We start from the raw sequence: 19,986 nt of genomic DNA, 5'->3' as shown, positions 1-19,986 counted from the left end.
CTTGAAAAATACTTTATCAAAATATTTGCTTATTGGGATAGTAATATTCGCCATTGCTACGGGTAAAAGTTATGCCGGAGGGTTCCCGGTAAGGCCGGGCAGGATCTCACTATCGCCATCGGCAACTTACTTTTTTGCCAATAAAGCCTGGGATGCCGACAGCCATAAAGGTGCCTTTGCCAATAACGGTAAGTTCAGTTCATGGAGCTATTCTTTATATTCGGAAGTTGGTTTAAGTCGCAGGTTTACCCTGTCGGTACTGGCACCTTATGTAATGAATACCTTTAGTACAGATCTGGGCACCAGCAAAAGTTCAGGTTTCCAGGATCTGGAAGTGGGTATCAGGTACTACCTGGCCAATATCAATTATAAATATTACTTCAGCTTACAGGGTACGGCTATTTTACCCATGTACACCAACACCGCGCTGGGCTATAACCAAAAAGGGGCCGAACTTAAACTGGCCTTTGCAGGCAGCGGGCATTTGTTTGGTAAAAACTCATTCTTCATTCTCGAAAACGGTGTACGCGAATATTTTGGTTACGAAAGCGTTTTCCAGGACAGGTACAATGCCACTTATGGCTTAACGCTTGATAAAAAATTCCGCGAGCAAATTTCCTTAAGTGTAGGCGGCTTTTATGCTACCAGTATCAATAAGGATTTTAACGTAAACCCAAGCGCCAGTAAAAATTTTGCCTTTAACCAGGTATCGCTAAGCTACGGCCATGCATTTGCCAAAAGCCTGTCGCTGTTTTTAACCGGCGGCACCTTTATTACCGGGCGCAATACCGGCGCGGGCACCAGCTTTTCGGCATCACTTAATTACCGGATAGATACGAAATAGCCCCTATAAAAGCGGAAGGCAAAAGCTTAAAGCGATAGTTGTCATTATCAAAAAACCTCTGCAAATTATGCTATGCTAAATCTGCAGAGGTTTTTTCCATTTCAAACAGGTTTAATATTTCATCCCAATTGTGAACCCGCACATGTTGGCGTTCGTGTTTATTGTGCTGCGCATTAAACATGATGGCCTTGCCGTTGCAATAGTCAAGGTTTTTACAATGGTCATCTATCATGTAATCGGTATGAATGATGCTTTTATCGCCACACAGCACAATATTACGCCAGCTGATAAACGGGAAATGCTCCTGAAGCCATTCCAACTTTTCGAATAACGACAGCGGAAATTCCGTAGCGGCCGATACGATGTATATCTCGTAATCTTCCATCAGCTTTTTAATTGCCTCAATAGCGCCCGGCATAACGGGCAGTGTGCGGAAAAATCCGGGTAAATTCAACGAAGCCTTCGTTGTAGCATCCAATGGAAAAGCCTCGGCATGTGATAAGCCATCAATAGCCTCAAGGGTTGTAGTGATGCCGTACAACTGTTCATAATATTTGATCAGCTGCGGCTCGACATCGGCCATAACGCCGTCCATATCGATGGCGATAGTTTTTCTTGTTTGCAATTTCATGCAGCAAAACAAAACATTATTGCAATATTTTGCAAATAAATTATAACTTTGCATTATATTGCAAACATGGTAAGAGAAGAAAGACTCCAGATTATTTTAGATCACGTATCAAAAGATAACAAAGTTATGCTTGCCGAACTGAGCGAAAAACTCAATGTTTCGGAAGATACTGTACGCCGCGACATTAAAGTATTGGCCGATCAGAAGTTATTAACAGCAGTAAGGGGCGGCGCGGTCGCCCACTCTCCCATTCCGCACCATTACCGCGCGAGGGAAAAGCATGACATTGCCTCTAAGAAAGTCATCGCATCAAAAGTGTTGAGCTTTTTAAAAGACGGACAGGTTGTACTTTTTGACGGCGGTACATCAACCTTAGCTGTGGCTGAAAGCCTGCCAGATGACTTGAGGATCACCGTAGTTACCAACAGCTTTCCGGTTGCAAGCGCGCTTGAAGATCATCCAACGGTTGAGGTGATATTTGCCGGTGGGCGTCTGTATAAATCGTCCTTTACTACCATCGGCCATGAAACCATCAATGCCTTCCGGAATATCCGGGCCGATCTTTGCATTTTCGGGATTTGCAGTGTGCACCCTGCCATCGGCATCACCACCAGGGATTATGAAGAGGCCGAGATCAAGAAAACCATGATAGAAGTATCTAAAGAAACTATCGCTTTATCCACCTTAGAAAAAATAAATAAAGCCGATTCTTATTACATAGGCCCGGTAACAGAACTGGATACCATCATTACCGATGTATCTCCAGACAATGAAGAACTTTCGGCATACAAGGAAGCAGGCATTAATATCATCTAATATAAAACAACAACGTGAAAAAGAGTTTACTACCGCTAACTTTAGGCGGCCTCGGCATAGGCACTACCGAATTTGTAATGATGGGGATGCTGCCTGATATTGCCAATGATTTTCACACCAGCATTCCGGTTGCAGGACACCTTATTTCGGCCTATGCATTAGGCGTAGTCATCGGAGCACCGCTACTGGTTGCCTTTACCAGCAGTTATCCGCCTAAAAAGATTTTAACAGTATTGATGATCATTTTTACGGTATTCAACGCATGTTCGGCATTTGCCCCTAATCATTACGTTTTGCTGTTTTCGAGGCTATTGGCCGGATTGCCCCACGGGGCGTTTTTTGGTGTGGGCTCGGTAGTGGCCACCCGCCTTGCCGAAAAAGGAAAACAAGCCCAGGCCATATCCATTATGTTTGCCGGGCTTACCATAGCCAATCTGCTCACCGTTCCGCTGGGTACTTATATTGGTCACCATTATTCATGGCGTTATACTTTTGGGATGATTGCAGCGATAGGCTTATTAACGTTAACATTTATCCAACTTTGGTTGCCGCAGCTGGCTCCAAATAATGCTGGAAACATCCGCTCGGAGCTTTCATTTTTCAGAAAAAAACAGGCATGGCTTATCATCGGTCTTACTGCTATTGGTACCGGTGGGCTTTTTGCATGGATAAGCTACATAGCCCCGCTCATGACCGAAGTTTCCAAATTTTCGGCAAGTAGCGTGCCTTATGTTTTGATTTTGGCAGGCCTTGGGATGGTTGTAGGGAATTTCGTTGGCGGTAAACTGGCGGATAAAGCTTCCCCTGTAAAAGCCTGCTTAATACTGATGATCACTATGGCCATATCGCTGGTTGTAATCTTCTTTGTTTCGCAAAATCAAATCCTGTCGCTCGTTATGACATTCATAACAGGTGGTCTTTCAATGGCAGTTGGTTCACCGATACAAACACTAATGATCAATACCGCCAAAGGCGCCGAAATGCTTGGCGCAGCTGCTACACAAGCTGCTTTTAATATCGGTAATGCATTAGGAGCTTTCCTTGGCGGCTTACCCATAGCCTGGGGACTGGGATTTACCTCGCCCGAAATTGTTGGCGTGATCATGGCTACAACCGGTGCATTCTTTGCGTTAACACTCAGCAGGCAAAAGGTTGAGCTTGCTGAAGAGGAAGCTGTGTTGGTTGGTGATTAATTGAGGATTAAATTATAAATCTACCGCGGGCTTTCAGCCCGTGGTTACCATGATTCCGGCTTTGAGCCGGAGAGTGGTAAGCTGAAAGCTTACACCATGCTATACCACGGGTTACGCTGCGCTAAACCCGCGGCAGTTACTTATAATTTCCCAAACATCTCCTCAATCACCTTGGTACGATAATCAAATATCTGCTCCACCTTCCCTTTAACAAAAACAGTGTTTGCAAATCTTCCTATTGCGCCATAAGGAATAGCATAATGTAAAAGATCAGTCATGTGTACACCGCCATCTATTGCTTTAAAATGATGCTGATGATGCCATAATGCATAAGGGCCAAAACGCTGTTCATCAACAAAATATTTTTTCATCAACATGCGTGATCTCTGTCATCCAGTCCATTTTAATACCTAATAACGGCGAGATCTTATAAGTAATGATCATTCCGGGGTACATTTTCGTCTCAGCGGTATAATCAGATGTTACTACGAAGCTCATATCACTGGGTGTGATTTTAGCTAAATTTAATGGCGACGAAAAAAATCCCAGGCTTGATCAAGGCTGATCGGAATGGATTGTTCTTTTTTAAAACGTATGTTCTCACTATGGGATAAAAAATAGTTATAAGTTGAGTTTTGATTTAAAGCTGCTATGTTTCTGTGCGATCACGTCGTTCCTAACAGCAATCGCATTTTATTTTAATTTACCTTTCTTCCTTCCCTATCGGCAAATCCCTTCTTGACCATTCGCTCCATGAGCCCACGTAAAGCTTTGGGCCGCTGATGCCCGCGTAATCCATGCCCAGCAGGGTATGGCAGGCTGTAACACCCGATCCGCAGTGAACTATAACTTCGCTGTGCGCTACATCGCCAATTGCGGCATCGTAGGCCTTACGCAGCTCATCGGCGGGTAAATACTTACCGTCGGCACCGAGGTTGTTGATATAAGGCAGATTTAAAGCACCGGGGATATGGCCGGCTATCAAATCCAAAGGTTCTGTCTGGCCCAGGTAGCGTGGTGTTTCGCGTACGTCAATTACCAGTCGTGAGGGATCCTGTGCAGCTTCTCCAGCCTCCGCTATCTCAACAGTATTTGCATATTCGTGTGTCACCGGGTACGGATCAACGGCAACCGGGGCATAAACTTCAGTGCTCAATGCTATACTTGCATCTTTAGCAGCCTGTAAGCCGCCATTTACTACCTGTACGTTTTCATGACCAATTGCCCGCAGCATCCACCACAAACGCGATGCGCTAAACGCTCCCGACTTGTCGTCATAAACCACTACGTGGCTCTTAGGTGTGATGCCCCAGTTGCCCAGCAATACAGCAAACTCCTGTATATTAGGCAACGGATGCCTGCCGCCAAAGGCCGGGTCATCGGGTTTAGTGGTAAGGTGCTGATCAAGGTCGGCGTAGATGGCGTGGTTTAAATGGCCTGCCAGGTAACGCTGGTAAGAGTCCTGCCCTCCGCGGGCATCAATAAGAATAGTATCCTGTGCGGCTAAAGCCGGGTCGTTGATTTCAATAAGTGGCGACATAGGTATATCTGATATGTTTTAATATCAAATATAGATACACGCTTTGGGTTTCGGCAAATTTACTGCACTATTTTATTGGCGCAGTATGAGCTTGCAAAAGCCTCGGGCTTGGCCTTAAACACAAAACCCATGCTCAGGATGTAACCCATAGCCTCGTGCAGGGCCGCGTTACTTTTAAACATCGGGTTGGTGTTAATGTCGGCATGTACCTCAAGCTCCACATCATACAGGTCGAGCAAATCACAAAGCTTGTAAGCAATGTCGATAGACTTTTGCACTTCGCTCAGCATCCTTTCTTTAATGCTCATTTTTTGCGAAGTGCGTTCCTGGTGTATGAACATAAAAGCGCCGCGTTTTTCGCGCAGAAACACGATCACCGTCGCAAAATCCGTTATGGATCCTTTAACTTGTGAGTCGGTGCCGATACATACTTTAAGCTTGTTACCGAGGAGGGCTTCGCGTTCAATTGCCTTTTCAACCTCTTCCATAATGGGCGATTGGATTACTTCGCCGCTGAATTTTCTCCAGGTCATAAAAATTATTTTAGGTAAATTTTAGGCGACCTCTTTTATGGGTCTATAAAAATAAGCGATAACGTTTCATATTAACGTAAATAACATGTGATTTATTTGTTAACATTTAGCTGATTATTAACAGATTAATTGCATTTCGGATGTCGGATTTTGGATTTGGGAATCTTGGAGGATGAATTTCCCCTATTCATTTGTGTCCGCTTTTACTAGTCGAGTTTAGCGATAGCATAACTTCGTCCCAAAACAGGGCAAGCATTCTGCTTACGGAAGCGGAAAAGTAAATTGATAGTATAGTTAGGCTGAAAGCTTAAGACATTTTTCGTCCCCTCAGGGTCTCTCGCAGAGGACCCTGAGGTTGGCAATCATATTTAGATTCATAAATATATTTAACTATGGCTACCCGAACTTTACACAATGATCCCGGCGAGACCTGGTTTATAACTTTTACCTGTTATAATTGGATTCCTTTATTCGAAATCACACAATCGTATAAAATGCTATATGATTGGCTTCGATTTATAGCAGAGAATTACAAGGTGCAAACTCATGTTTTTGTATTGATGCTTAATCATGTTCATCTGATTATTAAAATGCCCGATACAGAAGTAGGGCTTAACAAAATAATTAGTAATGGCAAAAGATTTATGGCTTATGAACTTGTAAAAAAGCTAACAGCATCAGGCAAAATCGACCTTCTTAATCAACTTTCGGCGGCATGTACCGAAAAAGAAAAAAACAAAGGACAAAAGCATAAAGTTTTTGAACAGTCATTTGATGCCAAGCCCATATACTCTACGGCCTTTCTCTATCAAAAAATAGATTATATTCATCATAATCCGGTATCCGGAAAATGGTTATTATGCGATGATTTTATTAAATACCCACATAGCAGTGCAGCCTTTTATCATTCTGCAAAGCCTCATGAATTTTTAACCATAATAGATTATCGGGATTTTTGGACAGACATAAACCATGTGAGACCGGTGAGGCTACTTTAAACATAGCAGCTGGCATGGCGTAGATCATCAGGGTCCTCTGCGAGAGACCCTGATGGGACGGAAAACTTCGTCCAGGCGAGGGAAAAGAAACTGTTGGTGACAACACCAACAGCGGCATTCAATATCAATTAGGGTAAATAAAAAACCCGAAATCGAAACTCCGAATTCCGAAATCAGGACAGCGCAGCCTTGATCCTGTTCTCGGCTTCCAATACCAGGTCGCCAATCGGGGTTTTACCGGGCTCAATGGGTTCAAGTACCGTCCAGGTCATGGATATAAAAGTATTAAGCGGATAAAAGCCGTATTGTACAACTTTCCAGCTATTTTTTATGGCGATAGGCACCAGCAATGCCTCAGGGCATTTTTTCAGCAGCATGGCAACACCTCCCGGCTGAAAAGACCGTACTACGCCATCTTTGGAGCGGGTGCCTTCCGGAAAGATCACTGCCGACCAGTTATTGGCTTTCATCCGCTCACCTAAACTTGTCATTTCGGTCATGGACTGGCGGGAGTCTTTCCTGTCGATATTAGCACCGCCGCCGTGTTTCAAATTATAACTTATGGAGGGGATCCCTTTGGTAAGCTCTATTTTAGAAACAAACTTGGCGTGATACTTACGCAGGTAATAAATAAGCGGGGGGATATCGAGCAGGCTTTGATGATTGGCTACAAATATAATTGGCCTGCCCATCGGCAAATTTTGTTTATTGATGAAAGTCACCGTATCGCCAATGATATAAAAAGTGCGAAACAGGCATAAGTTCAGGATATCAACCGAACGTTTGTGCGCGGCATAGCCAAAAAAACGAAAGCAGATCCACTGGATGGGCTGAAAAATAACCAGGGCTAAAAAAAGGCAATTATGGCAATAGGCGACAGGATATATCCTAATAACTTTTTCATCAGTAGGCGAAGTTATATTTTTTTCGGCAAAGCGGTAACTTACAAACGGTTTTCTGTTAGTAACAACTGTACTTTAAGCACTGCGGCAACAGTCATGGCATCAGTAATTTCGCCATTACAAACCATGCGGTACATTTCAGCAAAAGGCACTTTTTTGATAATCAACTGCTCGGTTTCTTCAGGCTCGGCTTCAAACTGTTCAAGACCGCGGGCCAGGTACAATATACTGAGTTCATCGCTTACCGAATTACTGAGGTGCAAGCGCTGGATCTCTGTCCACCGTGAAGCTTTCAAACCGGTTTCCTCCAGTAATTCACGTTTGGCTGACTCAAGCGGGTCTGTTCCCTCAGGACCGCCGCCTTCGGGCATTTCCCAGCTGTACAGGTTTAACGTGAAACGGTATTGGCCCACGAGGTAGGTATTTAGTTCTTCATCTAAAGGTAAAATACCTATGGCCAGGTTTTTATAGTGTACTCTGCCATAAATACCGGGATTACCAGCAGGGTTAATCACCTGGTATTCGGTAACGTTGATCCAGGGGTTATCGTAAATGTCTTTTTGAGATGTTATTTTCCAGGGATTATCTTCAGGATGATGCATGGCCTAAAAATAGACATCTTTTTATTAAAAAAATATCATTTCGACAGAGCAGCGCAGGTTGTGAGTAATGGCGCGAAACAGAAATCTTCTACATCAGGCTTTACAACTAAACCTGTAAAAGCCGGGCGCAGAAGATTTCTGCTCACTCATGACACACAAAACCCATCCCTGGTTTGTTCGATTTTTTATCTACTCCGTTACATACTCCAGTTTCACCTGCACGTTCAGGTCTTCATGCATCCGGGCAAACTGGCGCGGGTTGCGGGTAAAGTCAGGATCAGTGTCCATATAAATGTTGGTGATCTTAACCATTTCGGGGTGTTTATCAGTACCTATATTATAGGTAAGCCCCTCGCCGCTTTCTAAACTTTGTTTAAGCTCAAGGTATTGCTTACCGGTTACAATGATCATTTTTTCGGCAGTCATGGATACTATTTATATAAATGGATAAATTACTCAAACCGTGAGTTGATTTGCCCTGTAACATACCGGCGATACAAAATTATCGCTTACCGGGTTCTGTAACGGTTTATTATATTTACCTCAAATATAACTCATATATATCCGCATAAATGATCAGTATTAAAAAATTATTGCCTTTTGCTTTATTATTAAGCGGTACTGCAGCATTGGCGCAGCAAAGCCTACCCATAGCTGTAAACCTGCAAAAAACCTACACCAAAGGAACACGCACCACAACCGGAGCACCCGGCAAAAACTACTGGCAAAACACGGCCGACTATAAGATCAAAATAAATTTCGACCCCAAAACCCGCTTGTTGAGCGGAACAGTTGGTATTGATTATGTTAACAACAGTCCCGATACGTTAAAAAGGGTGCAATTTAAGCTCTATCCCAACTTGTATAAAAAAGGCGTGGCACGTCAAATGCAGGTTTCGGCAGGTGACCTTACCGATGGGGTGCAGATCAAAAGCCTTAGCATAGATAATAAAACACCCGACAGCGCTAAAACCCGCCGTATCAACGGCACAAACATGACGCAGCGTGTTCCCCCTATTGCTCCAAAGCAAAAAGTACATTTTGATATCAGCTATGCATATACATTAAACAAGGGCTCACATATCCGTACTGGTCAAGTTGATACCGGTGCATTCTTCATTGCCTATTTCTTCCCGCGCGTAGCAGTTTATGACGATATTGATGGATGGAACGATTATCCATACGTTGGCTCACAGGAATTTTATAACGATTTTTGCCATTTCAGCGCGGAGATCACCATACCCGGCGACTATAAAGTTTGGGCAACAGGCGATCTGAAAAACGCCGACGACGTTTACGACAGCAGGATCATTAAACGCATCGCCAATGCCGGCGCAAGTGATAAGGTAACGGATATCATTACCGAAGATGATATCAAATCGGGCAACATCACCAAAAATAATCCAACTAACACCTGGAAGTTTGAGGCCGATAGCGTTACCGATTTTGTTTTTGCTGCCAGCAACCATTATTTATGGAAAGCATCGAGCCTGGTGGTTGATCCGAAAACCGGCAGGCGTACCCGTGTTGATGCAGTGTTTAACGAAAAGCATAAAGACTATTATGCGGTAGTTGATTACGCCCGCAAAACGGTTGAGGTGATGAGCTACAAATTTCCGAAATGGCCGTATCCATACCAGCATGAAACCGTTTTTGATGGGTTAGACCAAATGGAGTACCCGATGATGGTGAATGATAATCCGCTGGAAGATAAGGCCGATGCCATTGAGCTTACCGATCATGAGATCTTCCATACCATGTTTCCGTTTTACATGGGTATTAACGAAACCAAATACGGTTGGATGGATGAAGGCTGGGCAACCATCGGCGAATGGCTGGTAAGTCCGGAGATTGATCCTTCCATAGTGGATCCATATGGTGTTGCCGCTGTTGAACAAAGCGCCGGCCACGAGGTTGATGTGCCGGTAATGACACTTACACCAATGCTCACAGGCCCTGCCGGTTTTACCGACAGCTATCCCAAACCAGGCCTGGGCTATTTATATGTAAAAGATATGCTTGGCGATGAACTGTTTACCAAAGCCCTGCATTACTATATTACACAATGGCATGGCAAACACCCTATGCCTTACGATTTTTTTAATTGTATGAACACCGGTTCGGGCGTAAACCTTAACTGGTTTTGGAAAGCCTGGTTTTTTGATAATGGCGTAACGGATCTGGCCATCAGCAAAGTGACTAACGCCGGGTTAAAATATGCTGCCACAATTACTAAAGTTGGCAGTAAGCCCATCCCCGTTAACCTAACCATTAGTTATACCGATGGTACTACCGAACTTATACACAAAAGTATTGCTGTTTGGTGTACCGGTAACAAAACAACCACAGTTAATTTCACTGCAAAAAAAGCGGTTAAAAAGATTGTACTTGGTACTACCTATGATCCAGACAGCAATAAAAAGGATAATGTGTGGGTAAGTGCTAAATAATTGAAAGCTAAAAGCGGAATGCACAAAGCCGAAAGCTAATAATGTGATAAACAAAAAAAGCGTCATTGCGAGGTACGAAGCAATCCCCAATAAGCAGAGCAGCTATGCAGATTTGCCCTGTAAAGTCGGCGATTGCTTCGTACCTCGCAATGGCGATCTTCTTACCGTCCCATCAGGGTCTCTCGCAGAGGACCCTGATGTATGCGCCATGCAGATTTACTATATCCCCTGCTTTTGATACGCCCTCAGCAGTTCATCCACATCAATCCCATTAATTTTCATACCGTTCAAATCGCAATCGGTAATATCAACACCACTTAAGTTGCAATCGGTTATTGTGCTGCCCTGCAGGTCGCAGTTCTCAAATTTAAGGGGGCGTTGTTTCGCAGCAGGATCATAAGCCGGATGACCTTCGGGCGGCATACCTATATCATGGATATAAGCTCCTCCAAGTTGGGCATATTTTATTTCCAGATCGCTTAGGTTGGCATCTTCAATTTTAAGCCCAGTTATACAAACATCCTTAAAGCTTGCATTGTTCATCATCATTTGCTCAAAGCTTGAACCATTAAGCAGAGCGCATTTAACATCAAGTACCTTTTGAGTTTCTTTTATAACAATGATTTCGGGGTTGTTATTTGCTGAGTTTTCCATGATTCATTATTGATTTATTCAAAGATGCTGAAAATGAACGCCAAAGCAAGGTTATACACGCGACAAATGACGGGTGTATTTGCGACAAATGAATACTCACTATCTCGTTTAAAATTTAGGCTAAAGCCAGCTCGGTTCACTAAATACCCGTTGGTTAAAACCAACGGCAATGAATCAAAAACAGACATAAAATATCATTACAACTTCATTGCCGTCACTTTTAAGTGACGGAGAATTAAAATGAAGCTTCGGCTTTAGCCGAACCCGTCACTCAGGCTTTGGATTTCCTCCTTTCAATTTGTAACTTCAATTACTTATTTACCACTCATGACCCTGCTCCACCAATTCAAATTGCAGTTACTTATTGTATTATGCATTACTTCTGCTCATAGCATTTTTGGCCAGCAAAAAAACCAGCCTATCACGCATGCTAAATGGTTGATCGGCAGCTGGAAAAATCAATCGGCAAAAACAGTGGATATTGAAACATGGAAAAAGCTTAACGACAGCACCTTTATCGGCAGAAGCTATTCGTTGACTGGTGCAGATACGGTATCATCCGAACATATCCGTATGGAGCAACATAAAGGCCAGCTTTACTATATCCCAACGATAAAAAATCAAAACGATGGAAAAGCGGTAATTTTTACACTTACTTCATCAGATAATAACCATCTGGTATTTGAAAACCCGGAACATGATTTCCCGCAAAAAATAACCTATACCCAAATCACTAACGACTCGTTGGTGGCCGAAATATCGGGGACAAAGAAAGGCAGACAAAAGGCAATACAATTCCCGATGAAAAGGGTCAAATAAGAGAGGAGCAGCTTTATATCTATTGCAAAAATTCGGCTATATCACGACCATAAAATTCTTTGAACAGTTTCCGGAAATAGGCCGGTGTTTCAAACCCTGCTATATAAGATATTTCGGCCACGGTGCGGTATTTACCACTATTGATTGCCTCCATCGACATCAGTAAACGGATTCGCCGGATATAATTATTGGGAGTAATACCCGTGGTGTTTTTTATGCGCCGGTGCAGTTGCCTTTCACTTAAACCCATTTCGTTACTTAACAATACAATGATCAAATCAACTTTTCCAATATATTTTCTTACCAGCGTTTCAAGCTCATAAAGCCAAAGCTGATCGGCAATAGAAAGTTCACTGATTGGCTTTAGATTATGTGTACTTAACTCCGCCCCTCTTTCAATTTCGTTATTTTTTACCGATACGAGTGATACTTTGCTAAATTCTTCCAGTTTCTTTTTGTCGGTAATATTCCTGGCAATAGCAAAAACCAGCTGCTGTTTTTGTACTGGCATCGAGATCCATGAAAGCCATACTATTTCTCCGCTTTTGGTTACATACCTGTTTTCAAAATTATACAGCGGATTGTTTTTCTTTATACTCTCACGTTTACTGGCGGTGATACTTCTGTCTTCGGGATAAACAAATGAATCGATAGGCCTTGCAAACAGTTCGCTTTCGGTATAACCTAAAGTTTTTGAAACAGCCGGGTTAATTTTTTTAAAGTAACCATCAAACCCGGCAACACATAACCAATCGGGCGACAAGCGAAAGAAGTATTCCAGATCAAAAATCTCATTGAAGTTTTCCATATAAATTTCAGTTCCCCTTGTACGGGAACGCAACACATTTGGTAATTAAAAGCAATATAGCCACAGGTTGTGAAAAGGCAAATTCAAAAGAAACCATTTTTTATGATACCCATAAATATTTAACATAAACTGGCAGGATTCTTTAGCAAAATGTCAGTAATGTTAACTTTTCCAAACCGGATTTCACATGTTTAAAGCGAAACAGCCGCTATATCCCATTATGCAAAACCTTTGTTATTCATAAACCGGTAGCAATAGTACAACTGAGTGTTTTTTCATATTATTACGGGTAATATGAAAACCCTATACCAAAACACAATTAAACTCATCCCCTTTACTTTACTGGCCTTATCATTACAAAGCTGCATCAAACAGCCGGGAGCATGGCGAAACGACCAGATTCCCGGCGGTAAACGCGACGATTTCCACAAACTTAACGAACAACTGCTCCATGATCTCCGCACCGGCAACAGTGATGATATCAGCAATATGGAATCGCGGGAAATGCTGGACGACAAGTCAAATCTCAGACAAATAGAGTTGGTAGGCAACGCCGTTAAAACTGCCGACTATGATATTTACGACAGAATATTACATTGTAAATAAGCACCGCAGTACAGATACAATAGGCAATGCGTCGGCAGGCATCAACAGCTATAAAATGATCTATAATGGTATTACCCATGAAATGTACATGGCGCTTTTTTTGCCAAAGGATAAAAACCTGCCAAACCAGGAAATGATTACCGCCCTGTATGCCAAATACGATTATGGCTGGAAACTAACCTCGGTAAATGTAAATACTTATAAAATTAACGGTAAAACAGCCCCCGAGCTTTATGAGCTGGGAAAAAAGAAATACAATAAACAGCATTTTGCCGATGCCCGTTTAACCCTTGAACTTGCTTTACAATGTACCGCCCCTAACGACTACTGGCATTACGAACACGATACCGATGCAGGCAAATTATTCCAGGATGCTGCCGAGGCAACAGTAAAACAATACCGTTTCCCGGTAGTAATTGATGGCGTTGCAGGCGAACCGCGGGTATTCCGGATTGGCAATCAAAAAAACAGCCATGGCTGGTTCCCGGTAATTTATTATACAACCAAAGTAAACATTGCCGATACCAACGCAGTAAAAAGCGAGAATGTGCAGATCGGGAAAGTTATTGACAAACTACTACCGGGTATTACTGAGGATAAGGATTATATTTTCTACTCTGCCTGCAGCAAACTACCGCTGGGTGCCGCAACACGTGTTGAACATTTTGATATGACAGATAAGCTGCGGTAATAATACAAAAGCGTCATTGCGAGGAACGAAGCAATCTCAAACTATGCAGGGCCGACCTGCTAATCGGGGATTGCTTCGTTCCTCGCAATGACGCTTCTTTTAACTAATAACATTACTGGTCGAAGTTACGCTACCGCTAAACTTCGACCTAAAACAATGGAAGCATCCTGCTTCCGAAACTGCGACTATTAATTACTTATTAAGTTAAGCTGAAAGCTTAACCCATTTTAGGTCGAAGTTACGCTACCGCTAACCTTCAACCAGTTCATAAAACGAGAAAGGGAACGACAAGCCGTTCCCTTTCTCGTTTTTATAAGTATCTTATCAAATCGCTTCCAACTGCAGCACCACACTGGTGTGATAAGCGTTGTTTCCGGGATTAATACCCACATTCATCAGGAAATCACCGGTAAAAGTTAAATCCTCTTTGCCTAAAACCGAACCCGCGCCCGGATAAAGGTTAATCTCTTTTACACGGTATTTTTTATTAGGGTCGAGGCCTTTCAGGCGTACAGGTACTTTGCTGCCTGATCCGTAACGGTTATTCACCAAATAGTTGAACATTACTGCCTTTGATTTATCGTCGCTTACATACATGATAGATGCCGCGTCGTTATCCCATGGCGAAGCTAAGCGGTACTGGTCGCCGTGCCAGATCACATCTTTTAATGCATCATAGTTTTTCAACGCCGACTGACAGAAACTCAGCTCGCTTTCACTTAATTTGCCTATCACAATATCAAAACCCATTTTACCCATCATGGCCACATCCACACGGAATTTGATGGGTTGTTTGCCCCAATCGGTAACGTGGTTTGAGCTGGTGATAGCCGGATAGAAGAATGAATACTCCCACTGGATAAATACACGCTCCAGCGGATCGGTGTTATCGCTTGGCCAAAACTCTGTAAAGTATTGCAGTGCACCATAGTCAACCCTGCCGCCGCCGCCCGAGCAAAGCATCAGAGGCACTTTAGGATATTTGGCACGAACGCGTTTCAATACATTGTATAAACCATTCACATAATCAACATAAATGTGCGACTGGTCTTTTTTCAAATAAGCTGAATAAGCGTTATAAATAACCGCATTACAATCCCATTTGATATAAGCCAGGTCGGGATTTTTGGCGAACAGGTTATCAACCACGCCAAATACAAAATCCTGTACTTTAGGGTTGGCCAGATCAAGCACCAACTGGTTCCTGAAATACTTTTCAGGACGGTTCGGCTGTTTAATTACCCAATCGGGATGGGCTTTGTAAAGGTCGCTGGCAGGGTTAACCATTTCCGGTTCAATCCAGATGCCGAATTTTACGCCATTGGCCTGCGCTTCTTTTACCAACGAACTGATGCCATTTGGAAGCTTTTGCTTGTTTTCCTGCCAATCGCCCAAACCTGCATTATCGCCGTTACGCGGGTGGCTGTTGCCAAACCAACCGTCATCCAACAAAAACAGGTCGACACCCAGCTTTTTTGTATCTTTTAACAAGCCTGCAAGCTTGCTCTCATTAAAGTCAAAGTAAGTCGACTCCCAGTTGTTCAACAATGTCAGCCTTGAACCATTACCATCAACAATTTTGTATTGGCGTGCCCAGCTTTGCAGCTTACGGCTGGCATCACCCTTACCGTGGTCGGAGTAAGTGTAAAGGAAAGCTGGCGTAGTAAATTCAACACCTGGTTTCAAATGATACTCGGAAGCAGCATTGTTAATACCTGCAATAATTTTCAGGTTATTGGCCACATCCAGTTCAAAATCAATCCTGAAATTTCCCGACCATTCCATAGCCCCGTAAAGCACTTTGCCTTCGTCTTCGGTAGCAGGTTTATCCATTGAGATGGCGAACATCGAATGTTCATACAGGTTGGCACGGGTACCCAGTTTGCTGTCGATTGTTTTAATACCGTGGGTTAAACGGGCTTCTTCGGGCTGCATTTCCATAGCCCAGTTGCCGTGGTATTGCTTCAGCCAGAAACCGCCGGTAGTATTACCCTTCAGGTTTAAATTGGCCGACGCATATTTATCAAGCGTTACTATCCCCTTTTCGTTATGTTTTATCACCGACCATTGCTCAGTTACATCTTCTTTAAAATAGGTTTTGTAGTACAGCTTTACCTCAAAATCATAAACAGGATCTTTCATGGTTACTACCAGTAATGAAATATCATCATCAACCTTGCTTACCGCATGGCTTACGTAGGTTAGGTTTAATGATTTATTACCATCCGCATGAGTAACTGTAATAGCCGGCTCACCAAGACTGGCTGAGCCTGATGGTGTGTAAGCATCGTTTTGTACGCCCGAATCATCGGCTTGTTTGTACATTTTTGAGATGCCTGCATACTCGGCTGTATTGGCAAGCTTTGCCCCCAGGTATACCATGTTCAGGTGCTTTTCGGCATCGGTTTGTAATACAATAGCGTTGTGCTGTGTTTCAACAGGAATGATTACTTGCTGCGCTGCTGCCCTGCCGGCAAACAGCATTGAGCCTGCGAAAAGCAGGCCCAGTGGTAAAGTTTTTGTTTGAGTAGTTCTCACGTGTGATTTTTGGGTTTAACCGGCTGCTTCGGTAATTTGGTTTATCATGTTTTGATGTATCCTCGCCCCAAAATGCCCGGCATCCAGTTTCAGAACCTCGGTAAAGGCCTTTTGTGCCTGCTCAAAATCACGTAAACCGAGGTATCCCAGTCCCTGTAAAAAATAGCAGTGCACGCGGTTCCTTACCTGCAGATCATCTTCAAAAATGAGCAAATTTGGCAGCGAGACGGCAAAGTAATCAATTTTTACGTTATCATCCATGTGCCCGATACCATAATTAAGCAGTTTTTTGAAGATTCGTTCGGCCGATGTACTGTCACCCAGACATTTTTTTGCCAAACCCTGATAAAAGATCTTATCCGGCTGCTGATCGTTATAAAAAACAGCCGCTGTCGGATCTTCCAAACCTATGGCTGCCTGCTCAAAATAGGCCTTTGCCTGTTCCGTTTGCTGCAGGCCTTCATGGGCCTGGCCCAGCCAGTAAAAGATGTCATTTTCCTGTGTGCCGAATAGTTTGCCCTCGCCTAAATTATGTGGGTAGGTTTGTGCCTGGGTCAGCTGTTCAACAGCTTTTTGATATTTACCATCGCGGATGTTTTGCTTGGCCATTTCAACCAAAGCTGCAACATACTGGCCGGATGCTTTGCCTTCGCCGCCCTCCCATGGGTGGAATGTTCTTTGCATCACCTGTTCAAACGCGGTTTGGTGCTCGCCTAAAAAGTTATACAGCGTTGCACGCTCTAAATAAACATCATCACGAAGTTTGGCAGTCTCCAGGTTAGCTTCAACAAATTTCAGTCGTGCTTCTGTAGAATAGTTCAGCTTTTTGTAAAGCTGGTCGAGTTCCATCAGTACACGGGCATCGGCGGGATCCAACGCAAAGGCTTTTTCAAAACAAATTAAAGCTTTTGCCGGGTCATTACGTTTATTATAATAGGCTATACCCAGATTCCTGAATACGGTTGGGAACGTATCGTCCAGTTTTGCTGATGTTTCCCAGGCCGCGATGGCATCATCATATTGCAGTTTATCATAAAACAGGTTACCTAAATAATAAGGTGCTTTGGCATCGGTGGGCACAAGCTCAGCGGCCAGTTTCAGTATGCTGATCTCTTCCAGCCTATCGGGGAAGCACAGGTACGAATCGGCAGCTGAGGCCTGTTTAAAACATGCAGAAGCCTGTTCATTATTGCCAAACCTGTACGCAAAGTAGCCCAGGTAATAATACACCATCGGACTGGTAGCATCACCGTTCACCGCATAATTCAACAAATCTGCAGCTTCCTGGTACAGGCCGGCATTGGCGTAATCAAGTGCGTATTCAATGTAATTTTGGTAATAACCGCGCGATAGTTTAATGAGTTCATTAAGGGTGGCAGTGCCTTTTTCTTCATCACCAAAAGCTTTGTAAGCATAAACCAGCTCAAACAGAGCGCCCAGGTTAAACGCATCCCTTTTTATTGCCGCTGTAGCTACCTCGACAGCATCTTCAAAACGCCCGAGCTTACGGAAAGCCGCCGAGCGCAAAACATAGGCTTTACTGTTATTGGCATTTCTATCTAATGACGACAGCGAGTGATCAAGCGCCAGTTCGTAATCGCCGTTTTCCAGGTCGATCTGTGCTACCGAAAAATAGCCGCTATCTTTCCAGGCATTGCTCCAGGTAGCTTTATAAAACGCTTTGTACGCATCCTCTTTTTTGCCGAGGAATTTCAACGCCAAACCTAAATTGTAATAACACTCGCTATCGTAAGGATTAGGGTTACGCTGGGTGATGGTTTCAACCGCCTTGCGGAAATAAGGCTCGCTTTTAGCAAACTGTCCGCGACGCAAATACCATAAACCTAAAGCATTATTATTGCGGATATCTTTTGGATCACGGCGTAAAGCTTCCTCATAATAAGGCACCGGGCTATAAGTAGCATGGCGGTACTGCTCCAGGTGCTGGCCCGTTAAAAACAACTGCTCGTTATTTTCTACATCGGCAGGCAGCAGGGCCGGACTGGCAGCTTCAGGGATATTGTTAAGCTTATTGCTTGCCGCATCATATTTAATGAGTTCTTTGCCCGCTGCCGAATGTACGGTAAGCAGCAAAAGGTTCTCGTTAATATCCTTAACGGCTATCTCGCGGGTATAAACTTGTTCTGGTACAATGCAAACTTTTTCGCTCAATAATACTTTGCCATCATGCTGCAGTTTGATGTTCAGGTTGTTTTGCTCGCCGGTTACGTAAACTTTCAATAGTAGTTTGCCCTCTTTATAATCAAGTGCCAGCAGGATATCTTTGGTAGCATTTTTTACTACGCCAAGCTCGCGGTATGGCATAAAGTATTGGGTAAAATGTTTTTCCTCGTGCGGCATCAACCAGGTAAAATCGGGTTGGTTATCGGTAAACATACCTGTCATGAGCTCAATGTACGGGCCATCCTCGTCGGTTAGGTTCCTGTCCCAGGCCAGGCCGAAATCGCTGTGGCCCCAGGTCCACTGTTTTTTGCCAGGCGATACATGATGATTGGCTACGTGCAGCAAACCAGCCTGACTGTCATGCTCATATCCGCCCACAAAATCGTAATTGGAGTTGATAGCCATGTACGACGTTGGCACCGGGATATTTTTATACCTTGAGATATCTGTACCCGGCGAATAATCAACTTTATAGTAAGTACCCGTAGCTATCGGGAATGTTGATACGTCGCGCTTACCATGGTCAAACACCGCGTTCAGATCCGGCGGAAAAACCGACTGGTAATCGTCATTAACTTTCACCGCCGGGTTTGCCCACCATAAAAAAGTTTGCGGCAGGGCCGAGCGGTTATAGAGCTTCGCTTTTATTTCGATGTAAGCCTTATCCGGGTGCAGCGTAAAACCGGCCATACCTTTGGTATGGAACATGCGCTCCACTTCATTAACCCAAACGGTTTTGCTGCCATCGGCATTTTCTTCAATTTTATAATCAACCGGTTCAAAAGTGCTTGGGCGATGGTGCTGTGGCCAGTTAAATTCAATACCGCCCGAAATCCAGGGGCCGGTTAACCCTACCAGTGCCGGCTTAATCACCTGGTTATAATAAATGAAATGACGGCCCCTGATTTTGTCATAAGCCATCTGGATACGGCCGCCAAGCTCGGGCAGGATGAGTACTTTGAGGTATTTATTTTCGAGGTAAAGGCCTGCGTATTCTTTATCTTCTTTTTCGTCGTAAATTTTTTCGATAACCGGGTTAGGGTACACCTTGCCGCTGCTACCCTGGTAAACGCGCTTTTCAAAAAACATGGGGTTTTTATCGGGCTTCCCTATACCGTAGGTTGGGATAACTACCTTCTCTTCCCAAACATTTACATACAAATTATTCATGTGGCTT

General features: G+C 43.6%; 20 protein-coding genes. 8 read left to right on the top strand and 12 right to left on the bottom strand.

Annotation, left to right across the window (positions count from 1 at the left end):
- The first annotated feature begins 1 nt into the window (after position 1).
- A complete protein-coding gene (locus tag ACQ86K_RS04810; RefSeq protein ID WP_143020905.1) occupies positions 2–844 on the top strand; it encodes a hypothetical protein in 843 nt (280 codons plus the stop codon).
- A gap of 70 nt (positions 845–914) precedes the next feature.
- Here the strand turns inward: ACQ86K_RS04810 and ACQ86K_RS04805 are convergent, their stop codons facing one another.
- Positions 915–1,475: a 5' nucleotidase, NT5C type gene (locus tag ACQ86K_RS04805; RefSeq protein WP_091176060.1), complete on the bottom strand. Its 561-nt coding sequence runs from the start codon at positions 1,473–1,475 to the stop codon at positions 915–917.
- Positions 1,476–1,541: 66 nt separating this feature from the next.
- Here ACQ86K_RS04805 and ACQ86K_RS04800 point away from each other — a divergent pair, with 66 nt between their 5' ends.
- Both ACQ86K_RS04800 and ACQ86K_RS04795 read left to right on the top strand, forming a co-directional pair.
- Complete coding sequence (locus tag ACQ86K_RS04800) at positions 1,542–2,291, top strand: DeoR/GlpR family DNA-binding transcription regulator (RefSeq protein ID WP_090533966.1); 750 nt, start codon at positions 1,542–1,544, stop codon at positions 2,289–2,291.
- 14 nt (positions 2,292–2,305) lie between these two features.
- Complete coding sequence (locus tag ACQ86K_RS04795) at positions 2,306–3,484, top strand: MFS transporter (protein ID WP_091176029.1); 1,179 nt, start codon at positions 2,306–2,308, stop codon at positions 3,482–3,484.
- A 140-nt stretch (positions 3,485–3,624) separates the two neighbouring features.
- Here the strand turns inward: ACQ86K_RS04795 and ACQ86K_RS04790 are convergent, their stop codons facing one another.
- The 4 genes from ACQ86K_RS04790 to ACQ86K_RS04775 form a co-directional block, all read right to left on the bottom strand.
- Positions 3,625–3,855, bottom strand: coding sequence for an SRPBCC family protein (locus ACQ86K_RS04790; RefSeq protein ID WP_431199902.1), 231 nt, complete (start codon positions 3,853–3,855; stop codon positions 3,625–3,627).
- Positions 3,836–3,982: a hypothetical protein gene (locus ACQ86K_RS04785; protein ID WP_431199901.1), complete on the bottom strand. Its 147-nt coding sequence runs from the start codon at positions 3,980–3,982 to the stop codon at positions 3,836–3,838. The genes ACQ86K_RS04790 and ACQ86K_RS04785 overlap by 20 nt, the downstream gene beginning before the upstream one ends.
- 205 nt (positions 3,983–4,187) lie before the next feature.
- Complete coding sequence (locus tag ACQ86K_RS04780; RefSeq protein WP_091176024.1) at positions 4,188–5,024, bottom strand: sulfurtransferase; 837 nt, start codon at positions 5,022–5,024, stop codon at positions 4,188–4,190.
- 59 nt (positions 5,025–5,083) lie between these two features.
- Complete coding sequence (locus ACQ86K_RS04775; RefSeq protein ID WP_091176022.1) at positions 5,084–5,557, bottom strand: ribonuclease H-like YkuK family protein; 474 nt, start codon at positions 5,555–5,557, stop codon at positions 5,084–5,086.
- Between the two features lie 590 nt (positions 5,558–6,147).
- On the opposite strand from ACQ86K_RS04775, the gene ACQ86K_RS04770 reads away from it, so the two are divergent.
- On the top strand, positions 6,148–6,555 hold the full coding sequence (locus tag ACQ86K_RS04770; protein WP_431199900.1) for a hypothetical protein: 408 nt from the start codon (positions 6,148–6,150) through the stop codon (positions 6,553–6,555).
- Positions 6,556–6,728: 173 nt separating this feature from the next.
- Here the strand turns inward: ACQ86K_RS04770 and ACQ86K_RS04765 are convergent, their stop codons facing one another.
- From ACQ86K_RS04765 to ACQ86K_RS04755, 3 genes are all read right to left on the bottom strand, one after another.
- The gene (locus ACQ86K_RS04765; protein WP_431199899.1) at positions 6,729–7,277 is read right to left on the bottom strand and encodes a lysophospholipid acyltransferase family protein; all 549 of its coding nucleotides are present in this window, start codon (positions 7,275–7,277) and stop codon (positions 6,729–6,731) included.
- Positions 7,278–7,498: 221 nt separating this feature from the next.
- Entirely contained in the window at positions 7,499–8,059 is a 561-nt protein-coding gene (locus tag ACQ86K_RS04760; protein WP_091176014.1) for an NUDIX domain-containing protein, read from the bottom strand.
- 189 nt (positions 8,060–8,248) lie between these two features.
- Positions 8,249–8,485, bottom strand: a complete 237-nt coding sequence (locus ACQ86K_RS04755) for a hypothetical protein (protein WP_091176012.1) — start codon at positions 8,483–8,485, stop codon at positions 8,249–8,251.
- Between the two features lie 146 nt (positions 8,486–8,631).
- Here ACQ86K_RS04755 and ACQ86K_RS04750 point away from each other — a divergent pair, with 146 nt between their 5' ends.
- Positions 8,632–10,509 carry a M1 family metallopeptidase gene (locus ACQ86K_RS04750; RefSeq protein ID WP_091176009.1) on the top strand — a complete coding sequence of 626 codons (1,878 nt, stop codon included), beginning with the start codon at positions 8,632–8,634 and terminating at the stop codon, positions 10,507–10,509.
- 219 nt (positions 10,510–10,728) lie between these two features.
- Here the strand turns inward: ACQ86K_RS04750 and ACQ86K_RS04745 are convergent, their stop codons facing one another.
- A complete protein-coding gene (locus ACQ86K_RS04745; RefSeq protein WP_091176006.1) occupies positions 10,729–11,163 on the bottom strand; it encodes a pentapeptide repeat-containing protein in 435 nt (144 codons plus the stop codon).
- Positions 11,164–11,490: 327 nt separating this feature from the next.
- Between ACQ86K_RS04745 and ACQ86K_RS04740 the strand changes: the two genes are divergently transcribed.
- Positions 11,491–11,982 carry a DUF6265 family protein gene (locus ACQ86K_RS04740; RefSeq protein ID WP_091176002.1) on the top strand — a complete coding sequence of 164 codons (492 nt, stop codon included), beginning with the start codon at positions 11,491–11,493 and terminating at the stop codon, positions 11,980–11,982.
- Between the two features lie 19 nt (positions 11,983–12,001).
- On the opposite strand, the gene ACQ86K_RS04735 is transcribed toward ACQ86K_RS04740, so the two are convergent.
- Positions 12,002–12,790, bottom strand: coding sequence for a helix-turn-helix domain-containing protein (locus tag ACQ86K_RS04735; RefSeq protein WP_090533985.1), 789 nt, complete (start codon positions 12,788–12,790; stop codon positions 12,002–12,004).
- A 294-nt stretch (positions 12,791–13,084) separates the two neighbouring features.
- Here ACQ86K_RS04735 and ACQ86K_RS04730 point away from each other — a divergent pair, with 294 nt between their 5' ends.
- Together ACQ86K_RS04730 and ACQ86K_RS04725 are read left to right on the top strand one after the other, a co-directional pair.
- Entirely contained in the window at positions 13,085–13,396 is a 312-nt protein-coding gene (locus ACQ86K_RS04730; RefSeq protein WP_431199898.1) for a hypothetical protein, read from the top strand.
- Entirely contained in the window at positions 13,362–14,087 is a 726-nt protein-coding gene (locus tag ACQ86K_RS04725; RefSeq protein WP_431199897.1) for a hypothetical protein, read from the top strand. The genes ACQ86K_RS04730 and ACQ86K_RS04725 overlap by 35 nt, the downstream gene beginning before the upstream one ends.
- Before the next feature lie 324 nt (positions 14,088–14,411).
- Here the strand turns inward: ACQ86K_RS04725 and ACQ86K_RS04720 are convergent, their stop codons facing one another.
- Both ACQ86K_RS04720 and ACQ86K_RS04715 read right to left on the bottom strand, forming a co-directional pair.
- Positions 14,412–16,625 (bottom strand): alpha-galactosidase, encoded by a 2,214-nt coding sequence (locus ACQ86K_RS04720; protein WP_256337572.1) that lies wholly within the window; start codon positions 16,623–16,625, stop codon positions 14,412–14,414.
- 15 nt (positions 16,626–16,640) lie between these two features.
- Positions 16,641–19,979 (bottom strand): DUF5107 domain-containing protein, encoded by a 3,339-nt coding sequence (locus ACQ86K_RS04715; protein WP_091175996.1) that lies wholly within the window; start codon positions 19,977–19,979, stop codon positions 16,641–16,643.
- Positions 19,980–19,986 lie beyond the last annotated feature (7 nt).

This window comes from Mucilaginibacter sp. P19, from assembly GCF_050632265.1.
GTDB lineage: Bacteria > Bacteroidota > Bacteroidia > Sphingobacteriales > Sphingobacteriaceae > Mucilaginibacter > Mucilaginibacter gossypii.
This window is presented reverse-complemented; position numbering and strand designations above follow the sequence as displayed.

Excerpts from the sequence above, each read along its gene's own strand:
- ACQ86K_RS04805 (WP_091176060.1), bottom strand. The coding sequence starts at position 1,475 with ATGAAATTGCAAACAAGAAAAACTATCGCCATCGATATGGACGGCGTT.
- ACQ86K_RS04800 (WP_090533966.1), top strand. The coding sequence starts at position 1,542 with ATGGTAAGAGAAGAAAGACTCCAGATTATTTTAGATCACGTATCAAAA.
- ACQ86K_RS04790 (WP_431199902.1), bottom strand. The coding sequence starts at position 3,855 with ATGAAAAAATATTTTGTTGATGAACAGCGTTTTGGCCCTTATGCATTA.
- ACQ86K_RS04785 (WP_431199901.1), bottom strand. The coding sequence starts at position 3,982 with ATGAGCTTCGTAGTAACATCTGATTATACCGCTGAGACGAAAATGTAC.
- ACQ86K_RS04780 (WP_091176024.1), bottom strand. The coding sequence starts at position 5,024 with ATGTCGCCACTTATTGAAATCAACGACCCGGCTTTAGCCGCACAGGAT.
- ACQ86K_RS04775 (WP_091176022.1), bottom strand. The coding sequence starts at position 5,557 with ATGACCTGGAGAAAATTCAGCGGCGAAGTAATCCAATCGCCCATTATG.
- ACQ86K_RS04770 (WP_431199900.1), top strand. The coding sequence starts at position 6,148 with ATGCCCGATACAGAAGTAGGGCTTAACAAAATAATTAGTAATGGCAAA.
- ACQ86K_RS04760 (WP_091176014.1), bottom strand. The coding sequence starts at position 8,059 with ATGCATCATCCTGAAGATAATCCCTGGAAAATAACATCTCAAAAAGAC.
- ACQ86K_RS04755 (WP_091176012.1), bottom strand. The coding sequence starts at position 8,485 with ATGACTGCCGAAAAAATGATCATTGTAACCGGTAAGCAATACCTTGAG.
- ACQ86K_RS04750 (WP_091176009.1), top strand. The coding sequence starts at position 8,632 with ATGATCAGTATTAAAAAATTATTGCCTTTTGCTTTATTATTAAGCGGT.
- ACQ86K_RS04745 (WP_091176006.1), bottom strand. The coding sequence starts at position 11,163 with ATGGAAAACTCAGCAAATAACAACCCCGAAATCATTGTTATAAAAGAA.
- ACQ86K_RS04740 (WP_091176002.1), top strand. The coding sequence starts at position 11,491 with ATGACCCTGCTCCACCAATTCAAATTGCAGTTACTTATTGTATTATGC.
- ACQ86K_RS04735 (WP_090533985.1), bottom strand. The coding sequence starts at position 12,790 with ATGGAAAACTTCAATGAGATTTTTGATCTGGAATACTTCTTTCGCTTG.
- ACQ86K_RS04730 (WP_431199898.1), top strand. The coding sequence starts at position 13,085 with ATGAAAACCCTATACCAAAACACAATTAAACTCATCCCCTTTACTTTA.
- ACQ86K_RS04725 (WP_431199897.1), top strand. The coding sequence starts at position 13,362 with ATGATATTTACGACAGAATATTACATTGTAAATAAGCACCGCAGTACA.
- ACQ86K_RS04715 (WP_091175996.1), bottom strand. The coding sequence starts at position 19,979 with ATGAATAATTTGTATGTAAATGTTTGGGAAGAGAAGGTAGTTATCCCA.